Here is an 18,228-nt window from a genome sequence, read left to right as displayed (position 1 = left end):
GGCGAGTATGATGTTTAAGCAATACCTGCAAGTAACGAAACCAGGCATCATTTTCGGCAACCTGATCTCCGTGATCGGGGGGTTCCTGCTGGCCTCTAAGGGCAGCATCGACTATCCCCTCTTCGCCTATACGTTGATTGGGGTGTCGCTGGTGGTGGCATCGGGTTGTGTATTTAACAACTACATCGACCGTGACATTGACCGTAAAATGGAGCGTACGAAGAACCGGGTGCTGGTCAAAGGCCTGATTTCCCCGAAAATTTCGCTGGTGTACGCCACCTTGTTGGGTATTGCTGGCTTTATGCTGCTGTGGTTTGGTGCTAATCCGCTGGCCTGCTGGCTGGGGGTGATGGGGTTCGTGGTGTATGTGGGCGTCTACAGCCTGTATATGAAACGCCACTCCGTCTACGGCACGCTGATTGGCTCTCTCTCCGGCGCTGCGCCGCCGGTGATTGGCTACTGCGCGGTTACCGGGGATTTCGACAGCGGTGCGCTGATCCTGCTGGCTATCTTTAGCCTGTGGCAGATGCCGCACTCCTACGCCATCGCGATTTTCCGCTTTAAGGATTATCAGGCGGCGAACATCCCGGTACTGCCGGTGGTGAAAGGGATCTCGGTCGCGAAGAACCACATTACGCTCTATATCATCGCCTTTGCCGTGGCGACCCTGATGCTCTCCCTGGGCGGCTACGCTGGATACAAATATCTGGCGGTGGCGGCAGCGGTTAGCGTCTGGTGGCTGGGTATGGCGCTGAAGGGGTATAAGGTCGAAGACGACAGAGTATGGGCGCGTAAGCTGTTCGTGTTCTCTATCGTAGCGATCACTTCCCTCTCGGTGATGATGTCCGTGGACTTTATGGTTCCGGACTCACATAACCTGTTGACCTACGTCTGGTAATTTAAAAAAGATGTTACAAAAAGGGTGCTACGGCGCCCTTTTTTATTTATTAAATCAATAACTCATTGATGTACTATATTCCGCGCTTTGCGCATCACGGGATAACCTGCCCCGCCCTCCCCTGCACTATACTGTGTCCGGTTTTTTGATTGAGGTAGTAATGAACGATTATAAAATGACGCCAGGCGAGCTACGCGCCACCTGGGGTTTAGGGACAGTATTCTCGCTGCGTATGCTCGGCATGTTTATGGTCCTGCCCGTTCTGACCACCTATGGCATGGCGCTACAGGGGGCCAGCGAAGCGCTGATTGGCTTTGCCATTGGCATTTACGGCCTGGCCCAGGCGGTATTCCAGATCCCTTTCGGCCTGCTGTCGGATCGCATTGGCCGTAAGCCGCTGATCGTCGGCGGGCTGGTGATTTTTGTTATTGGCAGCGTGATTGCCGCTCTCTCAGATTCGATCTGGGGCATTATTCTTGGCCGCGCCCTGCAGGGCTCCGGGGCCATTGCCGCCGCGGTCATGGCCCTGCTCTCTGACCTCACTCGCGAACAGAACCGCACCAAGGCGATGGCCTTTATCGGCGTTAGCTTTGGCATTACCTTTGCTATTGCTATGGTGCTTGGCCCTATTATTACCCATCGGCTTGGCCTGCACGCCCTGTTCTGGATGATTGCTGGCCTGGCCACGGCGGGCATCATTCTGACGCTGTGGGTGGTTCCGGACAGCAAAAATCACGTGCTGAACCGTGAGTCAGGCATGGTGAAAGGCTGCTTTAGTAAAGTGATAGCCCGCCCGCCGCTGCTGAAGCTTAACTTCGGCATTATGTGTCTGCACATTCTGCTGATGTCCACTTTCGTTGCCCTGCCAGGACAGATGGAGGCCGCAGGCTTCCCGGCATCGGAGCATTGGAAGATCTACCTGGTGACGATGCTTATCTCTTTCGTCAGCGTAGTGCCGTTTATTATCTACGCTGAAGTGAAGCGCCATATGAAGCGGGTCTTCATCTTCTGCGTGATCGTCCTGCTGATTGCCGAGATTGTGCTCTGGGGTGCGGGACCGCACTTCTGGGAGCTGGTCGCGGGCGTCCAGCTCTTCTTCCTGGCCTTCAACCTGATGGAAGCCCTCCTCCCCTCGCTGATCAGCAAAGAGGCCCCGGCGGGCTATAAAGGTACGGCGATGGGCATCTACTCCACCAGCCAGTTTATCGGCGTCGCCATCGGCGGCTCGCTGGGGGGCTGGGTTGACGGCCTGTTTGACTCCCAGACGGTCTTCCTGGCAGGCGCGCTGCTGGCCACCGTTTGGCTGCTGGTCGCCAGTACCATGCAGGAGCCGCCCTACGTCAGCAGCCTGCGCGTGGAGATCCCGGATGACGTAGCGATCACCGATACGCTTAAGCAGCAGCTAGAGAGCAAAGCGGGCGTCAGCGAGGTGCTGATCGTCCCCGAAGAGCGCAGCGCCTACGTGAAAATCGACAGCAAAGTAACGAATCGTTTTGAGGTTGAGCAGGCGCTCAGAGCCTAAACAAGCACAGATAATAGTTAATGCCAGTCAGTTAAATCGACTGGCATTTTTTTTGGCAAGGGTAGGAAGAATATGAGGGGCCGCTGAGGTTCCGTTCACCTCATGGACAGTGCTTCTTTGGGAAATCTACACACGTGAACGTGCCAGGGTGGCTCGCCGCCACCACCCTGGCGACCCGGGCTCCCGGCAGGGAAAATCGCCGCTTTGCGGTTCCCTCAGCTTAGCCCTTCCGGCTTCCGGGTCGGGCGTGAGGTAACTTCCCTGTAAGGCACGCCCTCAGCCCGCATCCATGCGGGCTGCCCCGGCCAGAAGTGAACGCCTCGGCGATTTTCAGCCGGACCCAACACCTCGCTTTGATACCGTACTTATAGCGGCTTCAATGTTGCTGTAAGTTTCGGTCTTACAGCGTGGGTGTTGAGTCCCCGCTGAAACCGGCGAACCGGAGACCGGATGACAAGGACTGGACGCCAGGGAGGGCGGCCAGAGGCGAAACGAGACACGACGTCGAGTCGAGCCGGCCGTCGGTCAGCCGGGCGGGAGGTGAGCGCAGTGCGCAGCACCGGTTTCCCCGCGGGGCCGCGGGGATCGATAAGGGGGCCGCGGTGGCCCCCTTATCCCGTTCACGTGTGACACTCGCTATATGTTCTGCCCTCCATGAGGTGAACGGAACACATATACCAGAGTCACATATCTCCCTTATCCAGCAGTTTAACTGACAAGCATTGCGGATAACCGGGCATTTTTATTAATCGCGGAAGTTTTTGAACTGGAACGGCTGCCCCAGATCCCCCCCACGCACCAGCGCCATCACCGACTGCAGATCGTCGCGAGATTTACCGGTAACGCGGATCTCCTCCCCCTGAATCTGCGCCTGTACCTTCAGCTTGCTGTCCTTGATGAGCTTCACGAGCTTCTTCTGCACCGCGCTCTCAATTCCCTGCTTCAGCTTGGCTTCAACAAACCAAGTTTTACCGCTGTGCACAAACTCTTCCGGCACATCGAGAGAGGCCCCCTCAATACCGCGCTTAAGCAGCTTGGCGCGCAGGATATCCAGCAGCTGATTGACCTGGAAATCAGACTCGCTCAGTACCTTAATGGTCTTATTGGCATCGTTCAGCTCAAACGTTGCCTCAACGCCACGGAAATCGAAACGTGACTCAACTTCACGGCTGGCATTGTCTACGCCGTTACGGACTTCCTGAAGGTCAACTTCAGAAACAATATCGAAAGATGGCATCTTTTCTTCTCCTTTCACTTTTGTTGCGATGCATAATACCCGCAACAGGACATAACGAGAAGCTTAGCCGACGGCGCTATACTTAACGCATTGCCACCTGGCGCTGTTGCGGGTGAGGAGGAACAATGAAAATAACCGTGCTTGGATGCGGAGCATTAGGGCAACTGTGGCTGGCCGCCCTGTGTAAGCGTGGTCATGAAGTACAGGGTTGGCTGCGGGTGCCCCAACCCTACTGCAGCGTCAACGTGATTGATGAAGATGGCAGCGTGTTCAATGAATCTCTGACGGCGAACGACCCTGATTTTCTGGCACAGAGCGATCTGCTGCTGGTCACGCTCAAGGCGTGGCAGGTCTCCGATGCGGTAAAAAGCCTGGCCTCTATGTTGCCCACTACCACACCGGTGCTGCTGATCCACAACGGTATGGGCACGGTGGAGGAGTTAAAAGCGATCCCCCACCCACTGCTGATGGGTATTACTACCCATGCAGCCCGTCGGGACGGCAACATTATTATTCACGTTGCCAGCGGTACAACCCATATTGGCCCCGCCCGGCAGCAGGACGGTGACTACAGCTATCTGGCGGACACGTTACAGGAGGTCTTGCCGGACGTGGCCTGGCATAACACCATCCGCCCGCAGCTGTGGCGCAAGCTGGCGGTTAACTGTGTGATCAACCCGCTGACGGCCCTGTGGAACTGTCCAAACGGCGAACTGCTGGCGCACCCGGAGCTGACCGAGGCCATCTGTAATGAGGTGGCGGCCGTGATGGAGCGCGAAGGCCATCATACTTCAGCGGATGACCTGCTCTATTACGTTAATCAGGTCATTGAAAATACGGCGAAGAACATTTCATCGATGCTGCAGGACTTTCGTGCCCAGCGCCGCACCGAAGCGGATTACATCACCGGCTATCTGCTGCGCCGCGCCCGCGCCCACGGCATTGCGGTGCCGGAAAATACCCGCCTGTATGAACAGATTAAACGTAAGGAGAGTGAGTATGAGCGCATCGGCACTGATATGCCTCGCCCCTGGTAGCGAAGAGACTGAAGCCGTCACCACTATCGACCTGCTGGTTCGCGGCGGCATAGCGGTCACTACCGCCAGCGTGGCCAGCGACGGCAATCTAGCGGTGACCTGCTCCCGGGGCGTCAAGCTGCTCGCCGATGCCCCGCTAGTGGAGGTGGCCGACGGTGACTATGACGTGATTGTTCTGCCCGGTGGCGTTAAAGGTGCGGAGTGCTTTCGTGACAGTCCCCTGCTGGTCGAAACGGTAAAACAGTTTCACCGCTCGGGCCGGATCGTGGCGGCTATCTGCGCGGCGGCAGGTATTGTGCTGGTTCCGCACAATCTCTTCCCCATCGGCAATATGACCGGTTTTCCAGCGCTGAAGGATCGCATCCCTGAGGAGCAGTGGCAGGATAAGCGCGTCGTCTGGGATCCACGGGTGAATCTGCTCACCAGCCAGGGGCCGGGAACGTCGATCGATTTTGCGCTGAAGATTATCGACCTGCTGGTCGGGCGCGAGAAAGCACATGAGGTGGCGTCGCAGCTGGTAATGGCGGCGGGGATCTATAACTTTTACGAAGCGTAAGCAATAAAACGCCGGGTGGCGGCTTCGCCTGACCCGGCCTACATTATGCACTTTGTAGGCCCGGCAGGCTCGCCGGGCGTTTTCTTATGGGCGATAAACCTTCACATTAGTGAAGCCCTGCTCGTGCAGGTAGAGCGCCTGCAGGCGGCTCATCACGCCACGCTCGCACCACAGCAGCCAGGTTTTGCTCTGATCGAGATCGCCAAATTTGGTGCTCAGCTTGTAGAACGGCAGCGTTACCACGTCGACGCCCTCCACCACTAGCGGCTTGCTCTCCTGATCGTCCGGAGAGCGGATATCCAGCACCACGTCGTTCGGACCAAAGCCGGTGACGGTCTCTACCTCTACCACTTCCTCTTCGGTTCGCTGCGCGATCTCGCGGATGTCGACGTTGGTCGCCTCTTCCACCACCCGATCGAGGATCGCAAAATCGAAGTTCTGCTCTTCGGCTTCGATCTTCGACTTCACTGCTTTTACCGTCGGGCTTTTGGAGATCACGCCACAATATTCCGGCATGGTACGGGAGAAGTCTTCCGTGCCGATCGCGCGAGCCACGTCGATAATGTGCTCTTTATCGTGGGAGATCAGCGGACGCAGGATCAGCGTATCAGAGACGTTATCGATCAGACGCAGGTTGGTCAGGGTCTGGCTAGAGACCTGGCCCAGCGCTTCACCGGTGACCAGGGCCTGCACACCGTAACGCTCGGCGACCTTAGAGGCCGCACGCACCATCATGCGTTTCAGCACCACGCCCATCTGACCGTCATCGACTTTTTCCAGGATCTCACCGACCACCGGCTCAAAGTTGATCGCCACAAAGCGTACGCGATGCGAGCTGCCGAAGCGGTTCCACAGATAGTGAGCCACCTGACGCACGCCAATTTCGTGCGCTGCGCCACCGAGGTTAAAGAAGCAGTAGTGCACGCGGCAGCCACGGCGCATCAGCATATAGCTGGAGACGCTGGAGTCAAAGCCACCGGAGATCAGCGACAGGACATCCTCCTGGGTACCGATAGGGAAGCCACCGATGCCTTCCGAGCGGCGCGTTATCAGCAACAGGCGATCGTCTTCAATCTCCAGATGGACCGTGTAATCCGGGTGGGTCAATTTTACGCGAGCGCTCTCAATATGCTGATTCAGCCCGCCACCGACGTAGCGTTCTACTTCAATGGAGCTAAACTCATGTTTACCGCGACGTTTCACGCGCACGCAGAAGGTTTTCCCCTCTAGCTGCTCGCGATACTGGGCCAGCGCTTTCTCGAAAATGTCATGCAGGGAGGTATAAGGCACATCTTCTACCTCCAGAATATGGTGAATACCGGGAATACGGGTCAGCGCATCGCGGATAGCAGGACGCAGGGACTCGTCTTTGGTACGCACTTCCACGTGGTCCCAGTGACGAACGACTTTAATCTCTTCGTCGTGGTGCTTCAGAACGTTACGAATGTTTCCGGTTAAAATTTTAATAAAGCGCAAACGCACGGATTGGCTTTTGATGGTGATTTCCGGGAACAATTTAATGATAAACTTCATGGCGGCAAAGGTTCTTTGGCAAGTCGCATAGTGGACTTGTGGGGGATTAATACAGCAGCCCCTAACCGCGGCTGCTTCCAGGCGCGCAAGTATACCACCATCGGGGTCTACCTTGCACACCGCATGACCATTGCGCGTTATTTAATACGCGGCCCGACTTCGCTACCATAGCGCAGACGAATAAAACGAGAGTCAGACATCCTTATGGCAAAGAAAAACGACGCACCGGCCAGCTTTGAAACGGCGCTTACCGAGCTGGAACAGATAGTGACCCGTCTTGAGAGCGGCGATCTGCCCCTTGAAGAGGCCCTGAGCGAATTCGAACGCGGCGTGCAGCTGGCACGCCAGGGGCAGACCAAGTTACAGCAGGCGGAGCAGCGCGTGCAGATCCTGCTGTCAGAACAGGAAGAGGCCCCGCTCACCCCCTTTACCCCGGACGCCGAGTAATATGGATTTTACTGAACAATTAGAAACCTGCGTCGAGCAGGCTAATGCCGCGCTGCGGCGTTTCATTGCTCCCCTGCCCTTTCAGAACACTCCACTGGTTGAGGCCATGCACTATGGCGCACTATTAGGCGGCAAGCGTCTGCGACCCTTTTTGGTCTATGCCACAGGCAGCATGTTTGGCGTCAGCGTCAACACGCTGGATGCCCCCGCCGCCGCCGTGGAGTGCATACACGCCTACTCCCTGATCCATGACGATCTGCCAGCCATGGACGATGACGATCTGCGCCGGGGCCAGCCGACCTGCCACATTAAATACGGTGAGGCGAGTGCCATTCTGGCGGGAGATGCCCTGCAAACGCTGGCGTTCTCTATCCTTGCCGATGCACCGATGCCGGAGGTGACCGATCGCGATCGGCTGGCGATGGTTGCCGAGCTGGCACAGGCCAGCGGCGTGGCAGGTATGTGCGGCGGCCAGGCGTTGGATCTGGACGCCGAAGGTAAACAGGTGCAGCTTGCCGAGCTGGAGCGTATCCACCGCCATAAAACCGGGGCGCTGATCCGCGCGGCGGTGCGCATGGGTGCTCTGACCGCCGGTGAACGGGGTCGTGACGTGCTGCCGATTCTGGATCAATACGCTGAGTGTATCGGTCTGGCCTTCCAGGTACAGGATGACATTCTGGATGTGGTGGGTGATACTGCAACTCTCGGCAAACGTCAGGGGGCCGATCAGCAGCTGGGTAAAAGCACCTATCCCGCCCTGCTGGGCCTTGAGCAAGCCCGGACGAAAGCCCGTGACCTGATTGACGACGCCCGCAGCGCGTTAGCGCAGCTGGCCGCCCACTCTCTGGACACCTCGACCCTTGAAGCGCTGGCCGACTTTATAATTCAGCGTGATAAATAAACAACAATGAGTCTCTGATGAGTTTTGATACTGCCAAATACCCGACCCTGGCGCTGGTGAATGCCACCCAGGATCTGCGCCTGCTGCCTAAAGAGAGCCTGCCGAAGCTGTGCGACGAGCTGCGCCGCTATCTTCTCGACAGCGTGAGCCGCTCCAGCGGCCACTTCGCCTCCGGGCTTGGCACGGTTGAGCTGACCGTGGCACTGCACTATGTCTACAATACGCCGTTCGATCAGCTTATCTGGGACGTCGGCCATCAGGCTTACCCACACAAAATCCTGACCGGTCGCCGGGATCGCATCGATACCATCCGCCAGAAAGGCGGCCTGCACCCCTTCCCATGGCGCGGCGAGAGCGAGTATGACGTGCTGAGCGTCGGCCACTCCTCTACCTCGATCAGCGCCGGGATTGGCATCGCGGTAGCAGCAGAGAAAGAGGGCAAGCAGCGCCGTACCGTCTGCGTGATTGGCGACGGGGCGATCACCGCCGGTATGGCCTTCGAGGCGATGAACCACGCCGGTGATATCCGACCGGATATGCTGGTGATCCTCAACGACAACGAGATGTCGATTTCCGAGAACGTTGGCGCGCTTAACAACCATCTGGCGCAGCTGCTCTCGGGCAAGCTCTATTCCACCCTGCGCGAAGGCGGAAAGCGGGTCTTCTCCAATGTGCCGCCGATCAAAGAGCTGCTGAAACGCACAGAAGAGCATATTAAGGGCATGGTTGTGCCCGGCACCCTGTTTGAAGAGCTGGGCTTTAACTACATCGGCCCGGTTGACGGCCATGATGTGCTGGGTCTGGTCACCACGCTGAAAAATATGCGTGACCTGAAGGGCCCGCAGTTCCTGCACATCATGACTAAAAAAGGACGCGGCTACGAGCCCGCCGAAAAGGATCCGATCACCTTCCACGCCGTACCGAAATTCGATCCGGCCAAGGGAACGCTGCCAAAAAGCAGCGGCGGGATGCCCTCCTACTCGAAAATTTTCGGCGACTGGCTGTGCGAGACAGCGGCACAAGACGACAAGCTGATGGCCGTTACGCCCGCAATGCGCGAAGGCTCGGGCATGGTGGAGTTCTCCCGCACCTATCCGCAACAGTATTTTGACGTGGCGATTGCCGAACAGCACGCGGTGACCTTTGCCGCCGGGCTGGCGATTGGCGGCTACAAGCCGGTGGTGGCGATCTACTCTACCTTCCTGCAGCGCGCCTATGACCAGGTGATCCACGACGTGGCGATCCAGAAGCTGCCGGTGCTGTTTGCTATCGATCGGGCGGGGATTGTCGGCGCGGACGGGCAGACGCACCAGGGGGCGTTTGATATCTCCTTCCTGCGCTGCGTGCCGGAGATGGTGATCATGACCCCGAGCGACGAGAACGAATGTCGCCAGATGCTCTACACCGGCTACCACTACAGTGAAGGCCCGAGCGCCGTGCGCTATCCGCGCGGCAACGCCGTCGGCGTCACCCTTGAGCCGCTGGCCGCGTTGCCTATCGGTAAAGGGGTCGTGAAACGTCAGGGTGAAGCGATCGCGATCCTTAACTTCGGTACGCTGATGCCGGAGGCGCAGAAAGCCGCCGAGACGCTGAACGCCACGCTGGTGGATATGCGTTTTGTGAAGCCCCTCGACGAGGCGCTGATTCTGGAGCTGGCCGCAACCCATACTTCTCTGGTCACCCTGGAAGAGAACGCCATTATCGGCGGTGCGGGCAGCGGCGTGAATGAAGTGCTGATGGCTAACCGTAAACCGGTTCCGGTTCTCAACCTCGGCCTGCCGGACTACTTTATCCCGCAGGGCACCCAGGAGGAGGCGCGCATCGAGCTGGGCCTCGACGCCGCCGGCATTATCGCAAAAATTCAGACCTGGCTGGCCTGAGCCTCCGGTTCCGCTCCTGCTATGCTTAAGGGTACTCGTACCCTTAAGCAGGAGTGGAACCGTGCAATACAATACGTTAGGAAAAACAGATCTTAAGGTTTCCCGTCTTTGTCTTGGCTGTATGACCTTTGGCGAACCGGATCGGGGCAGTCACGCCTGGACCCTGCCAGAAGAGAGCAGCCGTCTCATCATCAAGCACGCCCTTGAGGGCGGCATCAACTTTTTCGACACCGCAAACAGCTACTCCGACGGCAGCAGCGAAGAGATCGTTGGCCGGGCGCTGAAAGATTTCGCCTACCGCGAAGAGGTGGTGGTCGCCACCAAGGTTTACCATCAGGTGGGCGATCTGCCGGAAGGGCTTTCTCGCCCGCAGATCCTGCGCTCGATTGATGACAGCCTGCGCCGGCTCGGCATGGAGTATGTTGACCTGTTGCAGATCCATCGCTGGGACTACAACACCCCTATCGAAGAGACGCTGGAAGCGCTGAACGACGTGGTCAAGGCCGGTAAGGCGCGCTACATCGGCGCATCGTCTATGCATGCCTCGCAGTTCGCCGAGGCGCTTAAGCTTCAGGAGCAGCACGGCTGGGCGCGCTTTGTCACCATGCAGAACCACTACAATCTTATCTACCGTGAAGAAGAGCGCGAGATGCTGCCGCTCTGCTATCAGGAGGGCGTGGCGGTGATCCCGTGGAGCCCGCTGGCGCGCGGCCGTCTGACGCGCCCGTGGGGAGAAACCACTGCTCGCTCGGTGTCAGATGAATTTGGTAAAACGCTCTATAACGAGAGCGACGCCGGGGACGCGCAGATTGCCGAGCGGCTGGCGGCGATTGCAGAAGATACCGGAGCGACCCGGGCACAGGTGGCGATTGCCTGGCTGCTGAGTAAGCCCGGCGTGGCCGCCCCGATTATCGGCGCATCCCGGGAAGAGCAGCTTGAGGAGTTGATTCAGGCGGTAGAGTTAACCCTGACGCCAGAGCAGATTGCCGAGCTGGAGACGCCATATAAGCAGCATCCGGTGGTAGGGTTCAAATAGGTTCGGTTGATCTGAAACCCCCAGGCCGGATAAGGCGTTACCGCCGCCATCCGGCATTTTACCCCGCTAAAGGATACCAATGGGCCAGTGATGGCCAATCAGATAGAGGATCCCTGCCGCCACGATCCCGGCGACAATATCATCAACGATGATCCCCATCCCGCCGTGCACGTTGCGGTCAAACCAGCGGATCGGCCACGGCTTCCACATATCAAAGATACGGAACAGCACAAACCCGGCGGCCACCCACTGCCAGTCATTGGTAGGTAACGCCATCAGGGTGATCCACATCCCGATAAACTCATCCCAGACGATGCTGCCATGGTCATGCACGCCCATATCCTTTGCCGTCTGATGACACAGGTAGACGCCAATACAGATAGAGAGCATCACCACCATGGAGTAGAGCTGCCACGGCAGGAAGGTCATCAGATACCAGAACGGGATCGCCGCCAGCGAACCCATGGTGCCTGGCACCACCGGACTCAGGCCGCTGCCAAACCCGGTGGCCAGCAGGTGCCACGGGTTACGCAAGTTCAGGCGGCTTTTGGCGATATCTTTAGTGCGCGGCAAAATGGTCATATCCTTTCCAGTCAAAAGTCACTGCCCTGCCCTCGCGGGTAAAGCTGATGCCGTCGATATCGGCGCTCATCCGCCCGATGCAGGTATACGGAATGCCAAGCTGACCAATCGCCACCTCCAGCGCACCGCGATTCAACTCGGGCACGGTGAAGCAGAGTTCGTAATCTTCACCGCCGCCCAGCGCCCAGCGCAGGGCCTGGTCTGGATCCACATGGCGATGCAGGGCATCCGAGTACGGCAGCGCATCCACGTCGATCATCGCGCCGCACTCGCTGGCCTGCAAAATGTGTCCCAGATCGGAGATCAGCCCGTCGGAGAGATCGATGGCCGAGTTAGCCAGATCGCGCAGCGCCTGGCCGTGCAAAATACGCGGCGTCGGGCGCAGATGGCGTTTGATCAGCCAGTCGGCGTCTTTGGGATCGTCTACCTGCAAACGATCCTGGAGGATCGCCAGTCCGGCGGCGCTGTCTCCCGGCGTGCCGGTGACGTAGATCCAGTCTCCGGGCTTCGCGCCAGAGCGTTTCAGCGCCCGGCCCACGGGAACGTAGCCGTGAATACCCAGCGTCATGGAGAGCGGCCCGCGCGTCGTGTCGCCGCCGATGAGCTGCATGTCGTAGTAGCTAAGCTGCTCGAACAGGCTATCGCTAAACGCTTTCAACCAGGGCTCGTCGACCTCTGGCAGGGTCAACGCAAGGGTCAGCCACGCCGGGTCAGCGCCCATCGCCGCCAGGTCGCTCAGGTTTACTGCCAGCGCTTTGTAGGCCAGGTCGGCAGGATCGATATCCGGGAGAAAGTGGATGCCCGATACCAGCGTATCGGTACTGATTGCCAGGGTCTGTTTTTCCGGAACGTTCAGCAGCGCGCAGTCATCGCCGATGCCGGTTTCGACATCCAGACGCGCACGTCTGACACGGTTAAAGTAACGGGCAATAAGGGAGAATTCGCCGCATGCCATACGTTATGCCTCAGCAGAATAAATGAGTAAGGCCGGGGCGAAGCGGCAACTGCGCTCCGCCGTACCGGCCTTGAGATTACTTTTTGTGGGGGCGGATCGCGGGTGCGGCTTTATCCAGCACGCCATTCACAAACTTGTGGCTGTCTTCTGCACCAAACGTTTTTGCCAGTTCAATGGCTTCGTTGATGGCAACCTTGTACGGCACGTCATCACGTTTGGAGAGTTCAAACAGCGCGATACGCAGTACCGCTTTCTCAACCTGGCCCAGCTCTTCAAGCAGGCGGGACAGATAGGGCTTCATCAGGCCGTCGAGATATGCGCTGTTAGTCGCCACCCCGGACAGCAGCTCGCGGAAGTAAGCGATGTCAACGTCTTTGACATCCTGTTCCGCCAGGAACTGGTATTCAACATCGGCGATGTCGTTCTGGGACAACTGCCAGGAGTAAAGCGCCTGGACGGCACACTCACGGGCGCGGCGACGAGCAGCAGGTTTCACGGAATTCCCCTTACAAAAATCAGCCTTGAATGGCTTTCAATACATTAATCATTTCAAGCGCGGTCAGTGCTGCTTCAGCACCCTTGTTACCCGCTTTCGTGCCAGCGCGTTCGATGGCTTGTTCAATACTTTCAGTGGTGAGCACACCAAAGGCTACCGGAATGGCGCTCTCCTGAGCCACGTGCGCCAGGCCGTTGCTTGCGCCGCCCGCGACGTATTCGAAGTGTGCCGTACCGCCACGGATCACCGTGCCGAGCGCAATAATCGCATCGTATTTACCGGCTTTTGCCAGCGCGCCCGCCGCCAGAGGCAGCTCATAAGCACCTGGAACCCAAACAACGGTGATGTTTTCATCTTTAACCTGGCCGATACGCTTCAGGGCGTCGATAGCACCTTCCAGCAGGCTGTCGTTGATGAAGTTGTTGAAACGCGCAATGGTGATGGCGACGCGAGCGTCCGGGGCAGCAACAGTAGCTTCAATAATGTTCATAAACTTACCTTAGGGTTCTCATATAGCCCCCGCAGGGGGGCGGATTTTATCATACTATTTTACGCACTGCTTCCCTTTTACGAGCGCACTACGCGGGGATCAGATGCAGGCACAGATCCGGGCCTACCTGACGGATTTCGGTGAACTTAAGCTGCGGCGCGGCGGCCAGGCTCTCAAGCCCTGGCAGAACGCAGAGGCCACGCGCCTCGCTGCCTAACAGCTTCGGTGCCAGATAGACAATCAGCTCGTCCACCAGCCCGGCCTGCAGCAGCGCGCCCGCCATCTGCGCGCCCGCTTCAACCCAGATGCTGTTAATCTGCTGGCGTCCCAGCAGCATCATCATTGAGACCAGATCGAGATGGCCGTTATGTTCAGGAACCAGAATGTGGCGCACCCCGTCCGGCCACTGGCGCTCGTCGGCGCGGGTGCGGGCAAACCAGGTTTCGCCCGGCTGCTGAACAAGACGATGCGCCGGCGTCACACGGTTCTGGCTGTCGACAACGATACGCACCGGCTGACGCAGATCTGCCTGGGCATAGCGCGCCTGGGTATCAGCACCCAGCTCGTCCCAGCGGACGGTCAGAGCCGGATCGTCCGCCAGCACCGTGGCGCTGCTGGTTAATATCGCGTGGCTCTCGGCGCGCAGGCGCTGAACGTCCCGGCGCGCTTCGGGCGAGGTGATCCACTGGCTCTCGCCGTTGGCCATCGCCGTGCGTCCGTCCAGCGACGCGCCGAGCTTGAGCTGGATCCACGGGAAGCCGGTACGCATGCGCTTGAGGAAGCCGCGGTTAAGCCGCTCGGCCTCGCTCATCATCAGACCGTGACTGACCTCGATTCCCTCCTGGGCGAGACGATATAGTCCCCGGCCCGCCACCTGCGGGTTGGGATCCTGCATCGCCGCGACGACGCGGGCGACACCGGCGTTAATCAACGCCTCGCAGCAGGGCGGCGTCCGGCCATGATGGCTGCACGGCTCCAGCGTCACATAGGCAGTAGCACCGCGGGCGCGCTCACCCGCCATGCGCAGGGCGTGCACCTCGGCATGCGGCTCACCGGCGCGCAAGTGGAACCCTTCCCCGACGATCTCACCCTCTTTCACAATCACGCAGCCTACGTTCGGATTAGGATGGGTGGTGTAACGCCCGCGCTGCGCCAGCTTCAGCGCGCGGGCCATGTATATCTCGTCCTGCTTGTCGTCCTGCTTATCTTCCAGCATGAGCCTAGTCCTGTAAGCGGGCGATCTCTTCGCCGAATTCGCGGATATCTTCAAAGCTGCGGTAGACAGAGGCAAAGCGGATATAGGCCACTTTATCGAGCTTTTTAAGCTGCTCCATCACCAGGTTGCCGATCATCTTGCTGGGCACTTCGCGTTCACCGGTGGCCCGCAGCTGGGATTTAATATGATTAAGGGCCATCTCGACGTCGTCGGCGCTGACCGGGCGCTTCTCCAACGCTTTAAGCATGCCGCTGCGCAATTTGTCTTCGTTAAACGGCTCGCGGACCTCGTTGCTCTTCACCACCCGCGGCATCACCAGCTCTGCCACTTCAAAGGTCGTGAAGCGCTCGTTGCACACCAGGCACTGGCGGCGGCGGCGCACGGAGGAGCCTTCGCCCACCAGGCGAGAGTCAATTACTTTGGTATCCACGGCGAAACAGAATGGGCAATGCATACGGCGTCCTGAAGATAAAATTAACTGAAATCTATTTTAACCCGATATGCCGCGACAACAAAGGCATCAGCACTTTTGGGATAAAGGATCGATGCCAAGCGTGTCCGAACGATCTACCCTTACAGGCAATAACTTGTTTAAGGAAACCGCCATCATGACAAGACGTTATCTGAAGCTCGCCCTGCTGGGGAGCCTGTTTACTCTTAGCGCCTGCGCCCAACAGAGCGAGGTGCGTCAGCTGCATCAGAGCGTGAGCACGCTCAATAAAGAGATGAGCAAGCTCAATCAGGAGACGGTGAAGATCACCCAGCAGAACAGCCTGAACGCTAAGTCGGAGAGCGGCGTCTACCTGCTACCGGGTGCCAATACCCCGGCGCGCCTGAACAGCCAGCTCGGTATGCTGCGTATGTCCCTGAAGGATATCGCCCCCAACGCTGGCGGCACGCGCCTGACGCTGCTCATCCAGGGCGAGTCTAATACACCGCTTCCGGCCTTTAGCGGCACGGTTGAGTGGGGACAGATTCAGGGTACCACCGAAAATCCGCAGGAAGTTAACGTTCAGAACCAGCTGATCAGCGCCCCGGCCAGCACCCTTGCGCCGAGCGACGTCAGCGTGCCGCTGCAGCTCAACGGCATCACCCCTGAGCAGCTTGGCTTTATCCGCATCCATGACATTCAGCCAGCCAATATGCAGTAACGTCATATTCGGTTACTTTCTGTAAGGGCGCAGCGCCGCCCTTTTGCCTCGCTCACACCTTTTTACCTCCCCTTACAAACCTCAAATATTGGCAACGTTGCGGAATGCCAGTACAATCGCCCCGTTTTATCTACGCAAACGTGAACGCAATCGATTACGTAGATGATGGATATGTGAAACAACACATATTTTTGTGAGCAAGGAAACTTATAATAGGCCCGCAGAAATACGAAACATTTTGAAAAGCATCAACCGCGTCCTTTCGATCCCATCAGGGACTTTAATCAGTGGCATACATATGAAAAAAACATTACTCGTCGCCGGTGCGGCACTCGCGCTCTCTTCCACCTTCGCCGTGAATGCGGCCGAAACCAGCAACAGCGAGTTCGTCTCCGACTGGTGGCATCAGAGCGTTAACGTGGTAGGCAGCTACCACACCCGTTTCGGGCCGACCATTCGTAACGATACCTACCTGGAGTACGAAGCGTTCGCCAAGAAAGATTGGTTCGACTTCTATGGCTACATGGATGCGCCGGTATTCTTTGGCGGTAACAGCACCGCGCAGGGTATCTGGAACCACGGCTCCCCGCTGTTTATGGAGATTGAACCGCGCTTCTCTATCGACAAGCTGACCGGCACCAGCCTGGCGTTTGGTCCGTTCAAAGAGTGGTACTTCGCAAACAACTATATCTACGACATGGGCCGCAACAAAGCGGGCCGTCAGAGCACCTGGTACATGGGTCTGGGTACGGATATCGATACCGGCCTGCCGATGAGCCTCTCCCTGAACGTCTACGCGAAATACCAGTGGCAGAACTACGAAGCGGCGAACGAGAACGAGTGGGATGGCTACCGCTTCAAGGTGAAATACTTTGTACCGATCACCCAACTGTGGGGCGGCCAGCTGAGCTATATCGGCTTTACCAACTTTGACTGGGGTTCCGAGCTGGGCGACAAGGATTTCCGCGATCTGAACGGCATGCAGGCGCGTACCAACGACTCTATCGCCTCCAGCCACATTCTGGCCCTGAACTACGATCACTGGCACTACTCGGTGGTGGCGCGTTACTGGCACAACGGCGGCCAGTGGAATGACGATGCCAGCCTGAACTTCGGCAGCGGCAACTTCAACGTCCGCTCTACCGGCTGGGGTGGTTACCTGGTAGCAGGTTACAACTTCTAAGCTGCCTGGCCTACAAAAAGCACGACACGTAGGCCGGATAAGCGCAGCGCCATCCGGCGTCAGGCATAAAAAAAGCCAGCGTAATCGCTGGCTTTTTTGTTGGCTTTTTTTGCTGGAGAAGCGCCGGTTAAGGCAGAATTGACGGCTGATCCGCCCCTTCTTTCTCTACCTTCTGCTGCAGCAGATGCTCACGCTTCATTCCAAGCTTCAGCGCCAGCGCCGAGGCTACGTAGATGGACGACGCCGTACCGATGGAAACACCGATCAGCATGGTCAGGGAGAAGCCCTGGAGCATTGCGCCACCGAAGAGATAGAGCATCAGGATCACCACCAAGGTGGTCCCTGAGGTGATCAAGGTACGGTGCAGCGTCTGGGTCAGCGACACGTTAAAGATCTCGTAAGGCGTACCGCGACGGATTTTGCGGAAGTTCTCACGAATACGGTCGGAAACCACGATGCTGTCGTTAAGCGAGTAGCCGATAACGGACATCAACGATGCCACGATGGTCAGATCCACTTCGATCTGGAACAGCGACAGCACGCCCATGGTAATGATCACGTCGTGCGCCAGGGCGATAACCACCCCTGCCGCCAGACGCCACTCAAAGCGGAAGCCGACGTAAACCAGGATGGAGATCAGCGCGACCAGCAGCGCCATGGCACCGTTCTGTGCCAGATCGGCACCGACGCTTGGCCCCACGAACTCGATGCGTTTTACCGCCGCGTTCTGGTTGGTGGCCTCGTTAATGACGCTCACCACTTTGCTGCCCAGCGCCTGACCACCGGTTGCCCCTTCGGCAGGCGGCATGCGCACCATCACGTCACGGCTGCTGCCAAAGTTCTGCAGCAGCGGATCTTCAAAACCGGCTTTCTGCAGCGCGTCACGCATCATGTCCATATCGGCCGGTTTTTCCAGCGAGATTTCAATGACCGTACCGCCGGTGAAGTCGAGACCCCAGTTAAAGCCGCGCACGCCGATAATGATAATCGACAGGATCAGCAGAAACCCGGAGATGCCGAAAGCCCAGTAATCCCAGCGCATAAAGTCATAGACCTTACGCCCGTGGTTCAATTGTTCAACAGTATATTCCTGTGCCACAACGCACTC

19 protein-coding genes are annotated in these 18,228 nt (G+C 58.0%); 10 read left to right on the top strand and 9 right to left on the bottom strand.

All coding sequences use genetic code 11. From position 1 onward, the window contains the following. Positions 1-7: 7 nt before the first annotated feature. Both cyoE and EV102420_RS10830 read left to right on the top strand, forming a co-directional pair. On the top strand, positions 8-898 hold the full coding sequence (cyoE, locus tag EV102420_RS10835; RefSeq protein WP_072015238.1) for a heme o synthase: 891 nt from the start codon (positions 8-10) through the stop codon (positions 896-898). Between the two features lie 160 nt (positions 899-1,058). Further along, positions 1,059-2,420, top strand: a complete 1,362-nt coding sequence (locus tag EV102420_RS10830; protein ID WP_042391590.1) for an MFS transporter — start codon at positions 1,059-1,061, stop codon at positions 2,418-2,420. Positions 2,421-3,165: 745 nt separating this feature from the next. On the opposite strand, the gene EV102420_RS10825 is transcribed toward EV102420_RS10830, so the two are convergent. Then, positions 3,166-3,657 (bottom strand): YajQ family cyclic di-GMP-binding protein, encoded by a 492-nt coding sequence (locus tag EV102420_RS10825; protein WP_042391589.1) that lies wholly within the window; start codon positions 3,655-3,657, stop codon positions 3,166-3,168. A 125-nt stretch (positions 3,658-3,782) separates the two neighbouring features. Between EV102420_RS10825 and panE the strand changes: the two genes are divergently transcribed. Next, positions 3,783-4,694, top strand: a complete 912-nt coding sequence (panE, locus tag EV102420_RS10820; protein WP_042391588.1) for a 2-dehydropantoate 2-reductase — start codon at positions 3,783-3,785, stop codon at positions 4,692-4,694. Continuing rightward, the gene (gene yajL / locus EV102420_RS10815; RefSeq protein WP_042391587.1) at positions 4,657-5,250 is read left to right on the top strand and encodes a protein deglycase YajL; all 594 of its coding nucleotides are present in this window, start codon (positions 4,657-4,659) and stop codon (positions 5,248-5,250) included. Before panE ends, yajL begins: the two co-directional genes overlap by 38 nt. A gap of 84 nt (positions 5,251-5,334) precedes the next feature. On the opposite strand, the gene thiI is transcribed toward yajL, so the two are convergent. Further along, positions 5,335-6,783 (bottom strand): tRNA uracil 4-sulfurtransferase ThiI, encoded by a 1,449-nt coding sequence (gene thiI / locus EV102420_RS10810; protein WP_042391586.1) that lies wholly within the window; start codon positions 6,781-6,783, stop codon positions 5,335-5,337. Positions 6,784-6,987: 204 nt separating this feature from the next. On the opposite strand from thiI, the gene xseB reads away from it, so the two are divergent. The 4 genes from xseB (at position 6,988) to EV102420_RS10790 (ending at position 11,047) form a co-directional block, all read left to right on the top strand. After that, on the top strand, positions 6,988-7,230 hold the full coding sequence (gene xseB, locus EV102420_RS10805) for an exodeoxyribonuclease VII small subunit (RefSeq protein ID WP_042391585.1): 243 nt from the start codon (positions 6,988-6,990) through the stop codon (positions 7,228-7,230). 1 nt (position 7,231) lies between these two features. Next, positions 7,232-8,131, top strand: coding sequence for a (2E,6E)-farnesyl diphosphate synthase (gene ispA, locus EV102420_RS10800; protein ID WP_042391583.1), 900 nt, complete (start codon positions 7,232-7,234; stop codon positions 8,129-8,131). A 17-nt stretch (positions 8,132-8,148) separates the two neighbouring features. Further along, positions 8,149-10,011: a 1-deoxy-D-xylulose-5-phosphate synthase gene (gene dxs, locus EV102420_RS10795; protein ID WP_042391582.1), complete on the top strand. Its 1,863-nt coding sequence runs from the start codon at positions 8,149-8,151 to the stop codon at positions 10,009-10,011. Between the two features lie 61 nt (positions 10,012-10,072). After that, complete coding sequence (locus EV102420_RS10790; RefSeq protein WP_042391581.1) at positions 10,073-11,047, top strand: aldo/keto reductase; 975 nt, start codon at positions 10,073-10,075, stop codon at positions 11,045-11,047. A gap of 66 nt (positions 11,048-11,113) precedes the next feature. Here the strand turns inward: EV102420_RS10790 and pgpA are convergent, their stop codons facing one another. The 6 genes from pgpA to nrdR all read right to left on the bottom strand — a co-directional run bounded on the left by pgpA (position 11,114) and on the right by nrdR (position 15,240). Next, complete coding sequence (gene pgpA / locus EV102420_RS10785; RefSeq protein ID WP_042391580.1) at positions 11,114-11,629, bottom strand: phosphatidylglycerophosphatase A; 516 nt, start codon at positions 11,627-11,629, stop codon at positions 11,114-11,116. Then, positions 11,607-12,584: a thiamine-phosphate kinase gene (thiL, locus tag EV102420_RS10780; RefSeq protein WP_042391579.1), complete on the bottom strand. Its 978-nt coding sequence runs from the start codon at positions 12,582-12,584 to the stop codon at positions 11,607-11,609. The genes pgpA and thiL overlap by 23 nt, the downstream gene beginning before the upstream one ends. 76 nt (positions 12,585-12,660) lie before the next feature. Next, positions 12,661-13,080 carry a transcription antitermination factor NusB gene (nusB, locus tag EV102420_RS10775; RefSeq protein WP_042391578.1) on the bottom strand — a complete coding sequence of 140 codons (420 nt, stop codon included), beginning with the start codon at positions 13,078-13,080 and terminating at the stop codon, positions 12,661-12,663. 19 nt (positions 13,081-13,099) lie between these two features. Continuing rightward, positions 13,100-13,570 carry a 6,7-dimethyl-8-ribityllumazine synthase gene (gene ribH / locus EV102420_RS10770; RefSeq protein WP_042391577.1) on the bottom strand — a complete coding sequence of 157 codons (471 nt, stop codon included), beginning with the start codon at positions 13,568-13,570 and terminating at the stop codon, positions 13,100-13,102. An 88-nt stretch (positions 13,571-13,658) separates the two neighbouring features. Beyond that, a complete protein-coding gene (gene ribD / locus EV102420_RS10765) occupies positions 13,659-14,786 on the bottom strand; it encodes a bifunctional diaminohydroxyphosphoribosylaminopyrimidine deaminase/5-amino-6-(5-phosphoribosylamino)uracil reductase RibD (protein ID WP_042391576.1) in 1,128 nt (375 codons plus the stop codon). A 4-nt stretch (positions 14,787-14,790) separates the two neighbouring features. Then, the gene (nrdR, locus tag EV102420_RS10760; RefSeq protein ID WP_042391575.1) at positions 14,791-15,240 is read right to left on the bottom strand and encodes a transcriptional regulator NrdR; all 450 of its coding nucleotides are present in this window, start codon (positions 15,238-15,240) and stop codon (positions 14,791-14,793) included. Positions 15,241-15,394: 154 nt separating this feature from the next. Here nrdR and EV102420_RS10755 point away from each other — a divergent pair, with 154 nt between their 5' ends. Together EV102420_RS10755 and EV102420_RS10750 are read left to right on the top strand one after the other, a co-directional pair. Beyond that, entirely contained in the window at positions 15,395-15,937 is a 543-nt protein-coding gene (locus EV102420_RS10755) for a SadB/YajI family lipoprotein (RefSeq protein ID WP_042391947.1), read from the top strand. Positions 15,938-16,235: 298 nt separating this feature from the next. Continuing rightward, positions 16,236-17,120, top strand: coding sequence for a nucleoside-specific channel-forming protein Tsx (locus EV102420_RS10750; protein WP_042391574.1), 885 nt, complete (start codon positions 16,236-16,238; stop codon positions 17,118-17,120). Between the two features lie 127 nt (positions 17,121-17,247). Here EV102420_RS10750 and secF read toward each other — a convergent pair whose 3' ends face one another. After that, positions 17,248-18,219, bottom strand: a complete 972-nt coding sequence (gene secF, locus EV102420_RS10745) for a protein translocase subunit SecF (protein WP_042391573.1) — start codon at positions 18,217-18,219, stop codon at positions 17,248-17,250. Positions 18,220-18,228 lie beyond the last annotated feature (9 nt).

This window comes from Pseudescherichia vulneris NBRC 102420 (genome assembly GCF_000759795.1).
GTDB lineage: Bacteria > Pseudomonadota > Gammaproteobacteria > Enterobacterales > Enterobacteriaceae > Pseudescherichia > Pseudescherichia vulneris.
This window is presented reverse-complemented; position numbering and strand designations above follow the sequence as displayed.

Bases quoted from the DNA above. Each gene is read 5' to 3' on its own strand.
- pgpA (WP_042391580.1), bottom strand. From the start codon at position 11,629: ATGACCATTTTGCCGCGCACTAAAGATATCGCCAAAAGCCGCCTGAAC.
- EV102420_RS10825 (WP_042391589.1), bottom strand. From the start codon at position 3,657: ATGCCATCTTTCGATATTGTTTCTGAAGTTGACCTTCAGGAAGTCCGT.
- panE (WP_042391588.1), top strand. From the start codon at position 3,783: ATGAAAATAACCGTGCTTGGATGCGGAGCATTAGGGCAACTGTGGCTG.
- nrdR (WP_042391575.1), bottom strand. From the start codon at position 15,240: ATGCATTGCCCATTCTGTTTCGCCGTGGATACCAAAGTAATTGACTCT.
- thiI (WP_042391586.1), bottom strand. From the start codon at position 6,783: ATGAAGTTTATCATTAAATTGTTCCCGGAAATCACCATCAAAAGCCAA.
- dxs (WP_042391582.1), top strand. From the start codon at position 8,149: ATGAGTTTTGATACTGCCAAATACCCGACCCTGGCGCTGGTGAATGCC.
- xseB (WP_042391585.1), top strand. From the start codon at position 6,988: ATGGCAAAGAAAAACGACGCACCGGCCAGCTTTGAAACGGCGCTTACC.
- ispA (WP_042391583.1), top strand. From the start codon at position 7,232: ATGGATTTTACTGAACAATTAGAAACCTGCGTCGAGCAGGCTAATGCC.
- ribD (WP_042391576.1), bottom strand. From the start codon at position 14,786: ATGCTGGAAGATAAGCAGGACGACAAGCAGGACGAGATATACATGGCC.
- EV102420_RS10755 (WP_042391947.1), top strand. From the start codon at position 15,395: ATGACAAGACGTTATCTGAAGCTCGCCCTGCTGGGGAGCCTGTTTACT.
- thiL (WP_042391579.1), bottom strand. From the start codon at position 12,584: ATGGCATGCGGCGAATTCTCCCTTATTGCCCGTTACTTTAACCGTGTC.
- cyoE (WP_072015238.1), top strand. From the start codon at position 8: ATGATGTTTAAGCAATACCTGCAAGTAACGAAACCAGGCATCATTTTC.
- ribH (WP_042391577.1), bottom strand. From the start codon at position 13,570: ATGAACATTATTGAAGCTACTGTTGCTGCCCCGGACGCTCGCGTCGCC.
- EV102420_RS10750 (WP_042391574.1), top strand. From the start codon at position 16,236: ATGAAAAAAACATTACTCGTCGCCGGTGCGGCACTCGCGCTCTCTTCC.
- yajL (WP_042391587.1), top strand. From the start codon at position 4,657: ATGAGCGCATCGGCACTGATATGCCTCGCCCCTGGTAGCGAAGAGACT.
- EV102420_RS10830 (WP_042391590.1), top strand. From the start codon at position 1,059: ATGAACGATTATAAAATGACGCCAGGCGAGCTACGCGCCACCTGGGGT.